Origin of the sequence: Paenibacillus sp. FSL R5-0713 (genome assembly GCF_037973325.1) — a bacterium.
In the GTDB taxonomy this organism is placed as follows: domain Bacteria; phylum Bacillota; class Bacilli; order Paenibacillales; family Paenibacillaceae; genus Paenibacillus.
In genome coordinates this window covers 5,468,897-5,486,674 of the sequence record NZ_CP150229.1, presented here as the reverse complement: position 1 = coordinate 5,486,674, position 17,778 = coordinate 5,468,897, and the positions used below count along the sequence as shown (strand labels likewise).

Genomic DNA, 17,778 nt, shown 5'->3' with positions numbered 1-17,778 from the left:
AGCGGCACTCGACATTTTTATTTTAGAAATTTGCTGAATTCGGCGAAAACGTGAATGATGTCGACCTAGGACGAAACGGAGCGAGAACAGGCCCTCTTTTTACCTGTTTTTGAACATTTGAGGATCAGACATTTATGATAGAATAGATAAACACACATTTGGGGAGAAGGAGATCAGGCTATGCGCATGAAGAATCTGCACCATTATACTGAACATCATCGCTACTGCGTATACAGGGAGTTTGGACTTAGCGCCCTGGATGACCGTATGCTTACAGGAGCATATCAGCCCATGGTAGGTGCTTTTGCGGTTGGCTTGTATCGGCTGTTGTTTCAGCATCTTCCCGGTGAACAGGTCGGTTATTCGCCGCTGGAGCAGCAACGGAGGCTGTTCATGACGCTTGGCCTGGAGCCAAGCGAGAAAGGGCGTAAATATCTGGTAGAGCAGGCATCCAAGCTTGAAGCGGTGGGACTACTTCAGACTTCACGGCTATATATACCGGAGAATGATGATTACATCTACGAATATGAGCTGCAACCGCCGCTCTCTCCGGCAGAGTTTTTCCGGACACAGCATTTGACACTGCTGCTTCGTGACAAGATAGGCAAATTCGCCGTCCTTTCTCTGCGTTCCGGGTTCTCGGCAGTGGAAAATGGGGACGCGCCTTATCCGGCAGCCAACAAAGAGAATATTTCTGTTCCCTTTTACGATATATTTGAATTGAATACCCATGTGATTGATTACGAGTTGGAGCAAGCATTGTCGGAAGTATCAACGACGGCCCAGCGGACAGGCACGAACGATGCAGCGGAAGAAAACAGTTTGAACTATGCAGACATTATTTTGCGTTTCCCGCGCGAGTCGGTCAATCGCCGTCATGTAGAGCAGTTGCGGTTCGATCATGAACAACTGGGCATTGTGAATTACGTAGTGAACAAGTTCAATCTTAGTGTGCAGGATGTATGCCGTCTGTTGGATGAAGATGATATCTTCACTCCACAGGGCCAGCTGATTCTGGATGATCTTCAGCATAAAGCGAGCATGCAGTTCAGACAGACGAAGAAGCGCCATGAGCAACAGACTGTACAGGCAGCCAAGGTTGTGGCACTGAGGCAGCATATGGAGGAGCCAGAGCGGAAAGAAGACTCCGGTGAACCACCTGTTGAGCATGGGGTACAGATGGAATATTACGTCGAAGTACCCCCGCAATTCATGACGAAGTGTGATATTCATCAATACAATATGATGTTGCGTAACGAGCCGTATACCCGCCTGTTGCAGACGTTCTTCCCAGGTGCAGTACCGGACAATCTGATTGATATATTTGAGAAAATTGATCTGAGCTACAAGTTGCCTGGTGAAGTCATCAATGTATTGATTCATTATCTGATGGCATTACTTGTATCTGGTGGAGAGCAGCGGATTAACCGTAACTTCGTTGAGGCGATTGCCTCCAACATGTTGCTCAAACAGGTGAACTCATATGAGAAAGCTGTGCAATATATTCGTGATCAGGCCAAGGTCAAAGGCAAACAGGCTGCTGGTGCAGCTGGAACCCGTACCCGTACATACGGCAAAGGAACCAAAGCTAAGCCCGAAATTCCGATTGTACAAGACATAAGCAACGATGGGGATGCCGTATCTGAGGAAGAGTTCGAAGAGATGATGAGATTTGCCCAGCAGATGCAGGCGAGTAAACAAAAAGGAACTTCATAACTCCCTGACCAAGAAGAAGTGCAAGTCCACGTTCACCGAAGGAATAAGAGCCATTCGCAATGTATTGATGCGAATGGCTCTTATTTTTAAATCATGCTTTGTATGTTCCATCGGATGGATCTATTCACGAGTTAGTGGATGTTCTAATTCTGCATGACCCATTAAACTGTCAGTTGCATCTCCATCAACAAGCAAATCAATACGGGTTACTTCATCAAACTGAAAAAAGGTTCCTTTCAAAGCATCGATCGCTAAGAGTTCTCCGCCAGACCCTAATCTTGCTTCATCCGGAATATGCACATCCAGCGTTAATTTCCCTTGATCAAAAGTAGCAGAAAGCAGTTCAATATTTCTCCACAATGGAATTAGTTCGGTTTGATCACTACTTTGAAGTGCTGCATAAGTCTTACTGTATTTTTCGGAGTCATCTTTGAATGTAATTTCCTTCTTACGTTGCTCTACTTGTAATAATTGATCATCTGCGTAAAAAACCTCAATTTCTTGAGATTCTCCATTTTCTTCGCTTGGGTTAGCTGTTGGCGCTGGTGTCGTATTTACAGGATCGGAACCCTGCACTGGACCAGTAGAAGTAGGTTTGCTACCGCACCCTATCGCTAGTATGCTTATTGCACATATTGCGATAGCCACATAGATTCTTTTTTTCATAGAAGCACATCCTCTTGAATTATTCACTGCCCTATAGCTTCAAATACTCTTTTATCCCATCCACAATGGCCTGTGCTGCTTTATTTTGATTGCTTTCTGACATCATGGCCTCTTCTTCCATCTGGTTGCTTAAGAATCCGATTTCTAGAAGAACGGCAGACATTGTAGTTTCTCGGATCACCTGGTAGTTTCCGTTCTTAACACCACGATCTTTAAATCCCAAGGCATCGATCAGATTTTTATGAATGAGGGTCGCTAGTGCTTTACTGCTCTCCCGTTGGTAATAATACGTTTCCGTTCCCGATATCTGAGGAGCAGCAGGGACGCTGTTACCGTGTATAGATACAAACACATCTGCGTTGAGATCGTTGGCAAGTTTGACACGTTCCGGTCGTGTAGGGTAGATATCTGTTTCCCGAGTCATTATTAGTTCTATGTCAGGTTCCTTTTCCAAAAGAGCCTGCACTTTTAGCCCTAAAGCAAGGGCAAAATGTTTCTCGGGTTTCTTGGTGTAACTTATTGTACCTGGATCACTTCCTCCATGTCCCGGATCAATAACGACGATTTTTTTGCCGCTGTTCACAGGAGTTGCAGGTGCAGGTTCATTAGCCATACTTAGATCAAGGATAAATTTGCCGGCGATTGTCTGTTGTGTGTAATTCACCGAATTTATATTGTTTAATTCGATTACGATTCGAACCTGAGGAGGATCATTTTTGAAAAGAGAATAACGTATATCAGTAACACTTGGGAATTCGTTAACATCCAGTCTTCCCATGGATCCTCCAGAGGGGACCTGTCCCATATTTCCGAAATTGGTGGATGGGAAATCCAAAATAATCCGTTCGGGATTTTTAAGTGTAGATATGACTGGAGCAACTTCACGGTCCAATGAGACGACGAGTTGATTATTGGCATACGTTATATCATGAACCAGGTTAGTGCCTGCATCATTTTCATGAGAGGGTGAAGCTGGTTGTGATACATTATTGCTGGTTAGCGTAACAATCTTGTCTTTGTTATTCCAGCCCACTCTCAGACCCATCTCTTCACTAACAAAACGTAGGGGAACAACAACCGTATTCTTGATCATTTGTGGAGCGATATTAAGTTGGACGGTGTTGTTCTGGACTGTAGCTTGATCCTTCCCAACGGTCAAGGAAATTGCATTGGAAGCTTGTTCGATATTTACATTTTGTGTCTTTTGGTCCCACTTCACGTTGAATTTTAAATTCTCAGCGACTACTCGAATCGGAATCATAATATTGTTTCGTACATTAACGACTTCAATATCATGAGGTAAAACTAGCTCCTGGCCATCTAAAATAATTTTAGTTTGATTCGTAGCTGCATGGGTGTGCATGGGAATTAGCATGAGTAGCAGCGTACTGAATAGTAACAGGATGATAGATTTCTTCATTTTACACCTCGGTTTTAATTTGCGTAGTACTAGACTTCTAACGGGGAAAAACCAATCACCTCCTGTTTCTTTGATGAAAACCCAAATTTACTATAATATTCTGTTCACTAATATGAACGTTAAAAACGACATAAAAGTCGTAAAGAAAATCGGTTTACTACAAAATATGGACAAGAGAACTGTTGTCAGTAGGTAGGGGGTAAAGGAAGGAAAGTTAAATAATGATGTTATTTATCTAATTTAAACCACTGCTGAGATTCTTTCCGAGTCATTTTTTTTACAGGTTTAACTTTTTTGCTTGTGGTATCGTATCTGAAAAGAATCCATTGATCTGAAGGATACTCACTAATGTAATCCATACTTTTTCCGTCCTTATGCCATAAAATTAAACCGGTGCTAATATAGTTGGTAGCCCGAGGGAGATGAACTAAACGGTCTTTCTTTGTATCGTATATGGCTAAAATGCTCTTCTCCGTATTTCCATAAGCAAATGCAATGATTTCTTCTTTTGGTGACCAATTATAAGATGTAATGGTTTCGACATCTTGTTTACCTGCGTTTTCAAGACGTTCGTTTAAGATAATGTACTTTCCTGTTTTAACGTTCACAAGAATAAGATTGCTGCCGGCACTTTTCTCTGCTCGGATAGCAATCCAGCATTTAGATGGAGATTCAGCAACACTTGTGATATCGATTAATTTCACTCCAAAGTCATCCGTATGTAGGATGTGTTTTTCTTTACCATGAGCAACTGTGATCGTGTCAATCATGTTGTGCTCAAAGTCGGCAGCAGCATCCTGCTCTACAGTACTTGCAGTTATAGTGGTGTTGTCACCTTTCCAGACCATTTTGTTTGAGGCTATCGTTTTTTTGAACTTAGGTATATTCTGGTATGTCGGAGCGTTCACAGAAGTTGTTTTAGCAGCAATGTGTGCTACTTTATCAGAATCATGAAATGAAATTGGTGCAGTGGATAACGTGCCTAAGCTACCTAAAACAATGATGCTTGATAATAAAGCATGGGTGTATTTCATGATTATCACTCCTTAAGTGGGGAGGCGGTTACCTGATGTGATTCCCTCCAGATCGTTGTGACAGATGAAAACAAATGGCTCGTAGACTACTACAATCTTTGCTTATCATCATTAATTTGTAAAGTTATGAAATTTTAGAGATGATTTGAAGTGAGGTTTTAAAACGGCTGATTAGTAACGATGAACGGTTCTTAGTTTCGTTTTTAAACACATTGATCCGTAACGTAACCCTCAAGACTTTAATGTACCTTTCAATGTTCTGAGAAGGAATTGCATCAGAAGATGGTGGAATTTATAAGTAAGTAACTCATACAAAAGTGTATGTTGCCCGGGGGAAGGACCGGTTTTTTTAACGTGATTATAGCTATGGTAAATGTACTCTATTAATAAATTGGATTATTTTGTATACTGCATATAAAAAGAGGATTACAGAAGAGTTGATTGGGAAGTTTGAAAGATTGAGATTTGATATGGCAGGGGTTATTAGGAATGAAGACCGGTCTGTTGATGGGAGCGAGTTAAGAATGGATGAATGTAAAAATACATATGGAGGTATTAAGTTTGAAAACTCATTACTATTTAAGTTGGTTTAATCATTTTTTCCCAGAGAAACTGGTCCATTGTTTGCAGGAGGATATACAAGACAGAAAATCGCTTGTTATGATTAGTGCTGATCCGTCAGGTTATAAAGATGAGCCAATTAACATGGATGAGATTACTGAATGGACTTGGTTGAATCAGGCTAACATTATTTTTGATGAATATCATTTCATTGATTACCGCATGCAGAAAGAAGATGCTCAGCGATTCATTCAGAACGCTTCTGTCATTTTTTTATGCGGTGGAGATCCTGTATTGCAGAACGATTTTTTGTTGGATTATGAATTATCGAATGCGATTAAGAACAGCCATGCCGTTATCATTGGTGCCAGCGCTGGTGCGTTAAACATGGCTGCAAAATGGTTATCCTCGAAAAACGCTGGCCATAAGGTTGAAACAAATACAATTTATGATGGTATAGGCTTTGGACATTTTGCCTACGAATCTCATGCCAGACTCGACTACGATGCGCTGGTTCAAGGCTACCTGCTCCCCTTGTCCGAGGATATTGATGTTTATGCGGGATTACAGGAGAGTGCTATACGTGTAAAGGACGGCAAAATAGAAATAATAGGTCCTGTATATTTAATTTCCCACTCCAAGATTCAGAAGTTGGTTGAGACGCTCTAATTAGGGAGAGTGGCTGTGAGTTACATAAGTGATTCCTTTTGATGTATAAAATCAAGACAGGTCTCCTTTCTATAATTGGAATACTGTTTGTAAAAAGATGCAATCTTAATATCCCTAGGACTTATAGTCAGCAGGGTATCAAAGGGATCAATTGCTTATTTCAACTAACGGACTGACAATAGGGATGGTTGCACAAGTGCTACGATCCTTATTGGTATACCTTTACAGAAAGTAGAGAAGACGAAAATTATGTTAGGATGATGAGTTCCTCATTAAGCTAACGGGCAGGCTAGTTTAATGAAACTATAAGTTGCAATTTGAAGAGTATTTTTCAACCACAATTTGATATACATAAATAAGTTCCTGAATTACTATTCATTTTAGGAGGTGAACCAATGATAAATATTAAGCGGGTCGGGGAGATTATAGCAAGAAACCGTAAAGAGTTATCCATGACGCAAACACAACTTGGTGAGGTTTTAAAAGTTAGTCATCAGGCTGTTTCAAAGTGGGAGAGAGGTGTAAGTTTACCTGATATTGATATATTAGTTCGATTAGCTAAGATATTTAATAATACAGTCGATTATTTCCTAACTCCAGAAGAGAATGATGCTCATACAAGTAAAACGAATATACTTAATAACAAGGATGACCTTTGGAAATCAGTTCTAGAAAAAATAAAAGACCAAATCTCTCAGCCAAGCTTTGATAGGTGGTTTACAAGTACTACAGCAATTCAAATTGACAACACTCTCATTATTTCAGGTCAAGATCCGTTTGCCACAGACTGGTTATATCAGAGGTACTCCCATATGATTTCAAAAACTATAGATGAAATTAGAGGCGATAATGATTTAGAGGTAACTTTTCTTTTTTCTGAAGGTACTGAAAATACAGAACCATAAAGTTTGACTCTTCTTAATCAACGGGAAACGTTAGCTCAATGACAACAAGAAAGATAAAAAATCGTAAGGTAGAGGAGAACTCTGGCTGATACGATTGCGATTAAAAACTACCCATGACGCACATGCGCCATGGGTAGTTTTTAATCATTTCCATACGTTCAGGAGGGGGCCTAGTGAAATAGAGATGTCCTGATCACTTCGTTGGACAGACAGCGTTTTGTGTAAAAATGGCCACTGCCCGGGAACGACTATTCTTCGTATACACCTCCGAACCGACTTACTTGACCGGTCCCATCCAGGTTGAAATCGTCTTCTGCTGGTGCGGCAACGGCGGTTTCAGCTTCCCATTATCGATCAAATGCTTCAAAATATAAGCGACCAGCCGGCCTCCGCCGGTGTTGCCTCTCACCATGTAAGCAAGCTGCGGCTCCAAATGCTTCGGCTGATTTTGCAGGAACAGGTTGAGCATTTTGTCGTAGAGCTTGCCGACAGCAGGCGCATACAGAGCGGACAAATCCGGCATTGCTTTGTTCAACCGATCCAACGTTTGCGGAGAGTCCATCCAAACCGCATTGAACTTGTATCCCCCCTTCGTCTTGCGGATGTACCCCTTCTCCAGCAGGAACGAATATTGCTCAGCGTTCTCTTCGTTGTCGGGCAGTTCCCCTTGTTGGAACGCATGACAAATCTCGACATTCCGATATTCCAGGAATCGCCAATCCATCTGGCGGTCGCTCCAGTACGTATTGAATTGCCACAAGTATAAAGGAGAGTCTTCGACGTAGCGAAGCGACGGACCGAAGGTGACGTAACTACTCATATCAAAACCCGGATCGGCATAGTGGCTCCGATTTAACGCCGCATAGGCAATATATTGACCTCCGTCCTTTCGCATTGGTGCGACCGCATCGAAGTTTTCACCAGCCGGCATGCTCCGCCAAGATTGCTCCTCGATGTTCTTGGGCAGCAAGGTCCAGAGCAGGAAGTTATAGTCGCCGTCAGGAACGTACACTCCGCTATCCTCGACTTGCTGGCGAACTTCCATTAACGCGTCGAAATGAACATCGGCTACTTCGGCGGCGCAATCTTGCCAGAATCGATGGCCGGCTACGGCCAACTCGAAGAGGTCCCAGACGATGGTATTGCTTTGATATTTGCCGGGGGAGGTTTGGATGAGAAAATTGTAATCGGCCAGGTGCTGGACTTCGCCTTCCAGCAAAGATGGCGGCATTCCGAGCTCCTCCGCGATTTGATGTACGGTACGCGCCTTGTGATAAGCTGCGTAAACGATATTTTGCGCCAAGGCGCGCCCAAGAAAATCGTTGGTTTCGCCCATTTTTCCGGCCGAACCGGAATGGCCCATTTCCCCCATGCTGATTGGATTGACACTTAAAGTTCCTGTTGCACGCATACGTTTCATCCCTTTCCGTAACTCCTTTTTAGCTTCGCTCAAATGCCACTTCACCGTGCCTGCAGGAATGTCCAGAGCAATCGCGATATCGCTGATTTTAAGCTCTTCGTAGTAATGCATGACCACGATCCGGCGATGAATATCGGACAGAAACGCGACTTCTCGGCGCAGCTCGCGTGAAGCTTCGGTTGCCAGCAACCGGTCAAGCGGCTCCCGGGAAGGAGCGGCAGACAGTTCAGACATACCGTTGATTTCGATTACTTGGGGAGCGTGCTCGCGCTTTTTCAACCAATTCACCCAAGTGTATCGAGCAACCGTCCAGACGTAAGCGTCAAGGCTTCTAATGTCCCGCAGCCCAGAGAAGGATTTCAACAACTGCAGCATAATCTCCTGAGCCAGATCCTCCGCTTCGGCCCGGTGCTTGACCCGGTTTAACGCAAAACCGAAAATCGGTTTCACATAGCTCCGAATCGCTTCTGCGGCTTCTTTTCCGTTTTTACTGATTGAATCCATTGTTTCCTCCATAGTTGCATCTGTAATTCCTGACAATTATATAGTGTGCCAGGCGAAATAAAGGTTGGGATTATTTTTTTAAAAATTTGGACGTCCTACCGGATCACTCATACACGTATAATTACAAACATCATAAGTAGGTCATTTCAATGGTTAAAGAGACGATATGAACTTTTGTTAAGTATATTGGAAAAGAGTTAAACAAGTTGAAATTACTTTAGATGTAAAGTTCTCACTTTTAGTATATAAAGATACTTTTTTTCGTCCAACTATGGGAGGATACAAACTAGGAGCACGAGCCAAAGTTCTTCTTCGGGTACTTGGGGTACGCCTTCGTTCCGTACTTAACCAGGGTTGATAGAAATGTAATATCAGAAGAATTTATGATTTTAATAGGGGATAGTGATTACTTATTATTCCAGATATATGCTACTCTCTTTTTATTCCATAGTTTTCTTAACGGAGAAAATGGAAATATAAATGTTGGGGGTAATTGCTTGCTTCTATCCGAACGATTGCCAATTGCAGCAAGTCTGTACCCTGAGCAACCTGCGTAAATGCGACATGGGCAAACGATGAGTTATGGGGAGCTTAACGGTCAAGTTGAAAGACTGAGCTATGCTCTATATGTTGAAGGACTCCGGGCTGGTGATCGCTTTGCCCTTTTAGGTGATCCAGATCCCCAGCTCGTTGTTGCGTTTTATGCAGCAGTTGGGATCGGTGCTATACCGCTCGTACCGTCTCCTATGCTAACAGTGCCTGAACTTGCTGCCATATTACAGGATGCAGAGCCATATATGGTTATTCATGATGACCAACATGCTAATGCAGCGATCGCCACGGTAAAGCTTCTTGGGTATTGTCCAAAACTGTTCACGACAGACGAAGAAGGGACGAATAACAGTTCGCTCGCTACTCTCTTACAGCAGGAATCTGCGTTCTCTCCAAAAGACCAACTCAAACGAAGTGTAGACGATACGGCAGTCCTGATTTATACGGGTGGGACAACCGGCCGTCCCAAAGGGGTCATACATTCGCATCGTGGTATGGCTGCTTGGAATCAACTTACACCTTCTGCAGGCTTCGGTCATGATCTCAGTCATCGTGTGTTGGTGCTTAACTTATCCCATCTGGTGGGTCAGTTCCAGTTGTGGGCGACCATGGCTGCTGGGGGCTGTCTCGTATTCCTAGATGAATACCCGGCGGATGTACACCGCATTATGGAAACTGTTGAACGTGATCAGATTACGCAACTCAGTACAGTAGGCCAACTGCTTCGGGATTTTACCCGCGAGGCATCCGTAGGAGTGAGAAACTTGAAGAGCCTAACGCTTATTGGCTGCGGAGGGTCCATTATTTCCCCGGATACACTACAGGAGGTTGTATCGCAATTTCCTGATGCTACTATTGTGAATAACTACTCACAAGCAGAATGCGGGATGTCCATAAGCCGTCTTTTTCCTGCTCAGCATATGGGGAATTCTCATCGCCTTCGATCCGTAGGTCGTCCAGCCGACCTGGCTGTTCAGGGTGAGCAGGCCTTCGAAGTTCGGATATTAGATACGGACGGAAGTGAGACAATGACGGGTGAGGCTGGAGAAATCGTTGTTCGAGGTGCACAGATCATGATGGGATATTGGCGTCAATTGGAGGCTTCTGCCGAGACCATGCCCGATGGTTGGATTCGAACTGGGGATGCCGGTTGCCTGGATGAAGAAGGTTACCTGTATGTGTTTGATCGCTTGAAGGATATGGTCATTGTGGGCGGTTCCAATGTGTTCTGTGCCGAAGTGGAGCATGTCATTATGACTCATGAGGCAGTAAGCGAGGCGGCTGTAGTCGGACTTCCTTTTCCTGACGAAGGAGAGGAACTCGTCGCTTTCATAGTGTTACGGAACGGTGATAGTCTGGATCTGACACGGATGAGAGCGTTTTGTGAGCCATATCTTGCTCCGTACAAATGGCCGACTCAACTGTTCATTGTGGATAGTTTGCCCAGAACAGCTGTGGATAAAATAGACAAAAAGCAGTTGCGGAAGTATCTATCCTCAATGTTATCCAACGGGGTGTAATCAAAGAAATACGTTAGTTCAAAAAGCACTGAATGTTCAGCAGGTGGATGCGTTCCTATAGGAACAAACAGCCCTTCAACTTCCTTTGGGAAGTGAAGGGCTGTACGTATCTCAACTAGCATACAGGCGTGCACGAAAATTATATTTACCTCAAAATTGTCGTGGCCTGATTGCCCGCATAATCCTCAATAACTAGCTTCAAAGAGCTGCTGGACGCTGGTGTGAAGGTCAGTTCACTCAGCTTTGTTCTTCCCCGAATGATATACGGGAATTTCTGCGAAACGTAAGTGACGCCGAACTCGCGTGCTACCCCATTTTCATATACATAGATCTTGTACCAGTCCTCCAGATCCGGCAGGGCAAGCGTGTACTTCCCATCTTTTACCGTGACCTTATCCTTGGCGTATGGTGTAATCTGAAGATCTGCGAGCTGTCCGGTATGGGTAACCGGATTCTGCCCGCCAATGGCGATATTCAGTACATAATGTTCACCGTTGGTTGGAAGTCCGGTCAGAACGGCAGATGATTTTCCTTTTTTGACCTGAAGCGACTTGGTGAAGGGTTTATTGGTGTATTCGGTTTCTAGTGTGAGCTGAATGGACTCGTTGCCTTTACCTGTATCTTTTGCTTTCTTCGGGTGGTTCCAGCTTACAATGGCATCGCCATTCTTTTTGAATTTCACATCAATATTCTGAACGGCTGCATTCAGATCATAAGGCAGGACGGTTGCTTCACTTTCGGTACCATCTGCACCAACAGCACGTATGGACAGTTCTCCAGAAGGCTGTTTTAGCGATTTAATATAAAAAGTGGAATCATACACACCGCCAACATAGGCACCATTTTCATACAAATTGTATTGTTTGACCTCTGAATAGTCCTTCATGTCCCAGGCAACAACCAGTTCATTGGTGTTGGTCAGTGCTTTGGCAATATGGAAACCGATTGGTGCATCCGGTACAGCCGCTGAACCGTCGGAAATGCGGATCTCGCCAATATTCATCTGATAGTTCTCAATGGTCTTACCGTTCGGGTCAAAGGATAATCCCATGGCGGCAATGGTCTTGCCTTGATATGCACTCAGATCCAATGTAGCTGTCTTCCAGCCTTCCGTATGCTGGCCTGAATTAGGCACATTTACGTTGACCACGTTGGATGGGTCATCTTCGAAGATTAAACCAACATGCAGGGAGGAAGCATCGCTGGTGGACGGTTTGTTATACGTCAGCTCCAGTGTGGATTGTCCGTTGACGGACAGGTCGGTCTTGTACAGGCGCAGGAAGTTCTCCGCGTTCAGTGTACCGTTTACCACGAGTGAGCTGCCGCCCTGGAATGCGCCAATGGAATCGTAGTTGTACCTTGCGCCTTTCTCATAAGATGGGCCATAATCAAAATCGACACTCAGTTTGTCGCCTTCGCTATCCATCCACCATTGCCAAGTGACGGGGATATCCTGAATGTTGATATTGGACCATTCCTTGTCGTTCGAGACAGCGCCGTCTTCATAATATTTCAAACCGTGACCTGTATTGAAGCTTGTCGCAAAATTCGAGCCATTGATGACGGATCGCTCGGTAAGATATGCAGCAATCCCATCCCAGTTTGCGCCGGAAGCATACACATCCGACAGATTGGCAGAAGCGTTACGACGCGCATCCGTAGGGTCCTGATTTGGACCAGACCACCAAGCACGATCGCGCACAAAGGTCATCCATTGATACTGATCCTCCGCACGATGATTCGTACTCCCATCGCCCATCTCTTCATCCAGGGCATTGTGGGTGAAATCTGCACCCAGCGTCGCGATACTATTCATGGGCTGACCGTTCTCATCCAGATTGTGGCGCAGGTCGTAGGATTGCTTCCAGCGGCCGAATCTGTCATGACCACCTTCAACACCTGCAAATACGGTTTCCAGTGGATCAAGTCCCAGACTGAGGGCATGGTCGCGGGAATCGCGTAGCATCTTGTGGTTCCATACGTAGTTCAGGAAGATGGAATCCGAGACTCTGCCGAGAACGGAATCCTCTACAAAGGGGCTATTAAGGCCGTTAAATTGGTTCTGGTATTGAATCTTGCCTGTTGTATTGATGGTGGAATCATACCACTGAACGTACAGGCCTTTATCTCTTAGATATTTCATGAATTTCTTGTAGGAAGCGATATCCTCAGGGGCTACACCCCGGGCAACCTCTTCCTGATTGAAGAAGTATCCATCGTAGTTGTAGTATTCTGCCATCTCGGCAAGTTTCTCGGCTACAGGGAAATTGCCGTTTTCATCCTGAATCAGCATTTGTTTATAGGTTTGTGGCCCACGGTCATTGTCCGAGAAAAAGATGTTGGCAATGGATTTGACGCCATTTTTGTGAGCTGCGTTGGTATAGGCCGGATTCGGGATATTCAAAATGCCAAACTCGAAGTATTTCTCCGTCCACTCCTTACTGGGATCGTATAATTCCTCCGGCACTCCGGCAGAAGCCATGCCATGCCAATAGCTGTAGTAGTCTGTATACTGCCAATAATTAAAGAGATATTGGCTGAATTCATTGGTATAAGGTGTGCTATCGAAGAATGCATTGCCGTAATCGCCACTCATCGTAAATAGCTGGGTGTCTGGACTAAGCTCAGGATAAGCTTGCGTGGCAGCGAACGGTTCATTACGGGGCTGCAAGGGGACATGGGCACGAAGCAGATCACCATGGATGTCACTTTCAGGTGTCCAGTTCAGAATCTGGGCTGAGGTATACCCGTGCTGATAGGGCTGATTCACCCCTTTGGCGCTTTCACCTGTGTAAGGGAGCGTGTCTCCTGCATAAACGGATGATGCAACAACTTGTCCAAGCAATGCCGTAGTCAGTACCATGGCAGTGACCTTGGGAATGATGCCTTTCGGTTTGAGTTTGCGTGTCATGATGTTCCTCCTTCAAGTGGAATGAATGGTTGGCATTCTTTTACACAAAGCTAAACTTATGGTTAACGATAGTGGATGAAAGCGTTTTTAAATAGGGTGAAATTAAAGAAACGCGAGTACAAACTAAAGAAAAGTTACAGGTGACAAGTTAATGTCAGAAGCCTGATGATATAATTCTATATAAGTTAAACTAATTTTTTACACGATAACGGAGAGGACAGAAGAAACCTGAAAAAGCGAAGCTAAAAGCTTTCTGCAAGAAAGCTACTTCGGAAGCATAAGCTTCGCCTTTATCACCGGATTTTCCCTTGGGAAAAAGGAATCAAAAAATCTGGGGATAACAGCGATTGGAAGGTTATTCTGTCATCGTAGTGTCAGTGTAAATATCTTTAGTTCAACTTATATAGTCAGGAAAACAGCATCGGAGGGAACATGCGACTTGAAAATTGTTAGCGTTTACAATAATTTCTTCAAAAATAATATGTTTATGAAAATGCTCCTGACCTTCTCGATGATATCGATTGTCACGATCATTACATTGTCTTATATCATCTTTCTAACAGTGTCCGACTCCACGATTCGCCGGGAACTGGCGATCCAGAAAGCAGCGATGGAACATGTGGATCGTTATATTCATCAGCAGTATGAATCGGTGCAAAACATGGTGAGGGACATGCATCAGAATGAGGCACTCTCCGCCAACATTACGTATCTGATGAACCACTCCTACGCTGAATATGTTCAGCACATGACGAATGGATATTACGCCAATCAGGACGACTATTCGGCCGATGTGTTGAAACATTTTCAGAACATTATGGATCGTAATTCGCAGATTAACCAACTCATGTTGTATAGCGCTGAGCAGCAGGATCTGTCTGCCTTTAATCAACACAAGCAGTTCCGCAAGCTGGACACCAATGTAGCTCATTCCTATATACCGGACGTGATGGCGATGGAAACGCCCAATATCAGTGCACCCAATTACTGGATTCGCAAAGAGATCAATCAATGGGACCCTGCGCTCTATTCCATCCGCGTACCGATTAATAATACACAGACGCTTCGTAATCTGGGGCAGTTTCTGGTGTTTTTTGACTCGGAGGGAATCGGGAATGCACTGGATAACTACGAGAGTAACCTGAAGGGAGAAATCGTGGTGTTATCGGCCAAAGGAACAGTCCTGTTCGACTCCAACAATCAGTATTACGGGAAAAAGTACCCTTACGTGAATGTGGCCGATTCCCTGTTTGATCAGACGGATATGGATTCGATGAAGAAGGAGCAGAACATGTATGTGAACAAGTTTGTCTCCGCGGATCAGGGTTATGTGGTTATTGGTACTGTTCCGGTGGAAGAAATGGCTGAGACCTATGCGGGGATTCGTAATACCATCATCTCCATCAGTATCGTGTGTATTCTGTTTGCCGTGTTGGTTCCGGCGTTTTTCATTATTAACTTTGCCAAACGAACCCGTCGAATCATTCGCTTTACCCAAAAAGTAAAATACGGCAACCTGACGGCTCGCATCGACGATGCGCGCGATGATGAACTGGGGCAGATCTCGCATAGCTTCAACGACATGCTGGATGAGCTGAATCTGTACATTGAACGCGTCTACAAAGCCGAGATCAAACAGAAGGAGACCGAACTGGTCGCTTTACAGGCGCGTATCAATCCTCACTTTCTCTACAATACGCTTGAAGTGATTCGAATGAGGGCCATATCCCAGGGGGCGAGAGATGTCGGCGAGATGATCTATAGCCTATCCGTATTGTTCAAGAGCCTGGTACAGCAGAAGAAGAATTACACGCTGAAAGATGAGATGGAAGCTTGCCGCTTGTATCTGGAGTTATTCCGAATCCGCTACAAGGATATTTTCATATATACGATCCAGATCGATGCTGCTTATTATCAACACCCTGTGGTCAAACTTTCGCTGCAACCTATTATTGAAAATTATGTCGTGCACGGCATTCAGACGGAACGTTCGGATAACCGATTATCGATTGTTGTGGAAGAGACGGATAATGTGATGCAGGTGGAGATCAAAGATAATGGCAAAGGCATTGATCCTGCACGCCTGACGGAAATCCTTGAAGAACTGGAACGTCCAGAAGAGTCGGGTCAGATGTTCGGACTGCGCAGTGTTCATAGTCGATTGCGCTTCCTGTATGGGCCGGAGTTCGGTATCACCATAGAGAGCACCCTCGGTGAGGGAACACGGATCAGGGTGCGTTATCCACATACAGAAGGGACGGGAGTTTAACATGTACAAGGTGTTTATTGTAGACGATGAGCCGTTCATCATTGAAGGGTTATACGATATTGTGGATTGGTCTTCATTTGGTATGGAAATTGTGAGCCATGCAGGTAATGGGCAGGCAGCGTTACAAGCGCTCTCCTCTCAGCCTGTGGACATCCTGATCACGGATATATCCATGCCACTCATGAATGGTCTTGACCTGATTCGGGAAGCAAGGCGAGTGCAACCTGAGATGAAAGTCATTATCCTGAGTGGTTTCAATGAGTTCGAATATCTGAAGGAAGGCATGCAGCTGGGGATCGAAAACTATTTGCTCAAACCGATTAATGTGGAGGAATTGGAATCCACGCTTAGGAATACAGCGTCCAAGCTGGATCATACAGTGACACCTCAAACCGATGATGCGTATGGCATTCAGATTCTGAAAGATAACATTCTTCATCGATGGCTTACGGGACAGATTGCAGCTACCGAATTTGAGGAACGTGCCCGGTTTATGAACCTTTCTCTAGAAGCCTCGGATGTGGCTGTCGCTATATTGCGTGACAAAGACAAAGGGCAAACATTCGGCATGTTTGAACGTGTGGAGGAGATGCTGAAGGACAAGTCCCATCTGAATGTCTTTCATGACATCGATGGTGATCTCGTCATTGTTGCCAATGTCGAGGGTAACGAGGATGAGGAACAGAAGTTAATGGATGGTCTTCGGGCTTTATCCGATGCCATCTCAGTAACACATCCTGCGGTACGTATTGGGGCGGGCAGGTTGATGAAGGGGATATACCATGCGCCGGCCAGTTATGAAGAGGCAAAAAAGGCGCTCCAATACGTGATGATCTATCCCGATCTGAAAGTCATCGACCATGCCATCCTGGATCGTTGCGGCAACTCGGCAGCGTCCTTCTTCATTGACTGGAGGGATTACACGAAACTGATTCTGTCCCGGAATACAGAACAACTTGCGGAGCGGATTCGTATGGATTTTGAACAGCATCGCAATGGACTTACGCCTGGGGAGTTACAGAATACCGCATTGGAAGTGGTGATTCGCTTCAAAATGGAACTGGAGAGCATCAAACACTCGGATGAGTCTGCCATATACCAACAAGGGCTTCAACTTGTGCTGGACAGTGGCACTTTTGATGAACTCGTGCGGGCGCTTCAGCAAGTTGCGGCGCAGACGATTCAATCCCTATTGCAGGATATGAAGAATCCAATTGTGAACCAAGTCCTTCAGCATATCGACAAACACTACGCAGAAGAACTTTCCCTGAAGCTGCTGGGTGCCCACTATCATCTGCATCCGGTGTATTTGGGACAGTTGTTTCATAAGGAGACTGGAGAAACGTTTGCCGAATACATCAATAAATACCGGATTGAACGTGCGAAGGAACAGCTGCGGAATACCAATCTGAAGGTACATGAGATCGCCCGAAATGTGGGGTATTGGGAGACAGGGTATTTCTATAAACAGTTCCGCAAATATGTGGGAATTTCACCGACGGATTTCAAGGTGTTTGGTTAATTTGGTGACCGGTAGATTCAACTGTACGGACAGAGATCCAAGAGACATATCGGGAACAGGAATGGCAGCATGAAGATCATGCTATACGTTACCCGGCATGTCTCTTTCA

11 protein-coding genes are annotated in these 17,778 nt (G+C 44.7%); 6 read left to right on the top strand and 5 right to left on the bottom strand.

Going from position 1 to position 17,778, the window contains the following annotated elements; translation table 11 throughout:
- Window positions 1-180 precede the first annotated feature (180 nt).
- Window positions 181-1,716, top strand: coding sequence for a helicase DnaB (locus MKZ12_RS24385; RefSeq protein ID WP_253440624.1), 1,536 nt, complete (start codon window positions 181-183; stop codon window positions 1,714-1,716).
- 120 nt (window positions 1,717-1,836) lie between these two features.
- Here MKZ12_RS24385 and MKZ12_RS24380 read toward each other — a convergent pair whose 3' ends face one another.
- The 3 genes from MKZ12_RS24380 to MKZ12_RS24370 all read right to left on the bottom strand — a co-directional run bounded on the left by MKZ12_RS24380 (window position 1,837) and on the right by MKZ12_RS24370 (window position 4,836).
- Window positions 1,837-2,382 carry a GerMN domain-containing protein gene (locus MKZ12_RS24380; RefSeq protein ID WP_339257223.1) on the bottom strand — a complete coding sequence of 182 codons (546 nt, stop codon included), beginning with the start codon at window positions 2,380-2,382 and terminating at the stop codon, window positions 1,837-1,839.
- Window positions 2,383-2,413: 31 nt separating this feature from the next.
- A complete protein-coding gene (locus MKZ12_RS24375) occupies window positions 2,414-3,802 on the bottom strand; it encodes an N-acetylmuramoyl-L-alanine amidase family protein (RefSeq protein WP_339257221.1) in 1,389 nt (462 codons plus the stop codon).
- Between the two features lie 227 nt (window positions 3,803-4,029).
- Entirely contained in the window at window positions 4,030-4,836 is an 807-nt protein-coding gene (locus MKZ12_RS24370) for a hypothetical protein (RefSeq protein WP_339257219.1), read from the bottom strand.
- A 561-nt stretch (window positions 4,837-5,397) separates the two neighbouring features.
- On the opposite strand from MKZ12_RS24370, the gene MKZ12_RS24365 reads away from it, so the two are divergent.
- Window positions 5,398-6,066 carry a cyanophycinase gene (locus MKZ12_RS24365; protein WP_339257217.1) on the top strand — a complete coding sequence of 223 codons (669 nt, stop codon included), beginning with the start codon at window positions 5,398-5,400 and terminating at the stop codon, window positions 6,064-6,066.
- A gap of 395 nt (window positions 6,067-6,461) precedes the next feature.
- Window positions 6,462-6,971 (top strand): helix-turn-helix domain-containing protein, encoded by a 510-nt coding sequence (locus MKZ12_RS24360; RefSeq protein WP_339257215.1) that lies wholly within the window; start codon window positions 6,462-6,464, stop codon window positions 6,969-6,971.
- A 277-nt stretch (window positions 6,972-7,248) separates the two neighbouring features.
- Here MKZ12_RS24360 and MKZ12_RS24355 read toward each other — a convergent pair whose 3' ends face one another.
- On the bottom strand, window positions 7,249-8,895 hold the full coding sequence (locus MKZ12_RS24355; protein ID WP_339257213.1) for an RNA polymerase sigma factor: 1,647 nt from the start codon (window positions 8,893-8,895) through the stop codon (window positions 7,249-7,251).
- 557 nt (window positions 8,896-9,452) lie between these two features.
- Between MKZ12_RS24355 and MKZ12_RS24350 the strand changes: the two genes are divergently transcribed.
- On the top strand, window positions 9,453-10,967 hold the full coding sequence (locus MKZ12_RS24350) for a class I adenylate-forming enzyme family protein (protein ID WP_339257211.1): 1,515 nt from the start codon (window positions 9,453-9,455) through the stop codon (window positions 10,965-10,967).
- A gap of 145 nt (window positions 10,968-11,112) precedes the next feature.
- Here the strand turns inward: MKZ12_RS24350 and MKZ12_RS24345 are convergent, their stop codons facing one another.
- Entirely contained in the window at window positions 11,113-13,878 is a 2,766-nt protein-coding gene (locus MKZ12_RS24345) for an endo-beta-N-acetylglucosaminidase (RefSeq protein ID WP_339257209.1), read from the bottom strand.
- 481 nt (window positions 13,879-14,359) lie between these two features.
- Between MKZ12_RS24345 and MKZ12_RS24340 the strand changes: the two genes are divergently transcribed.
- On the top strand, window positions 14,360-16,147 hold the full coding sequence (locus MKZ12_RS24340) for a sensor histidine kinase (RefSeq protein ID WP_339261513.1): 1,788 nt from the start codon (window positions 14,360-14,362) through the stop codon (window positions 16,145-16,147).
- A 1-nt stretch (window position 16,148) separates the two neighbouring features.
- Window positions 16,149-17,669 (top strand): response regulator transcription factor, encoded by a 1,521-nt coding sequence (locus tag MKZ12_RS24335; protein WP_339257208.1) that lies wholly within the window; start codon window positions 16,149-16,151, stop codon window positions 17,667-17,669.
- Window positions 17,670-17,778: the final 109 nt, after the last annotated feature.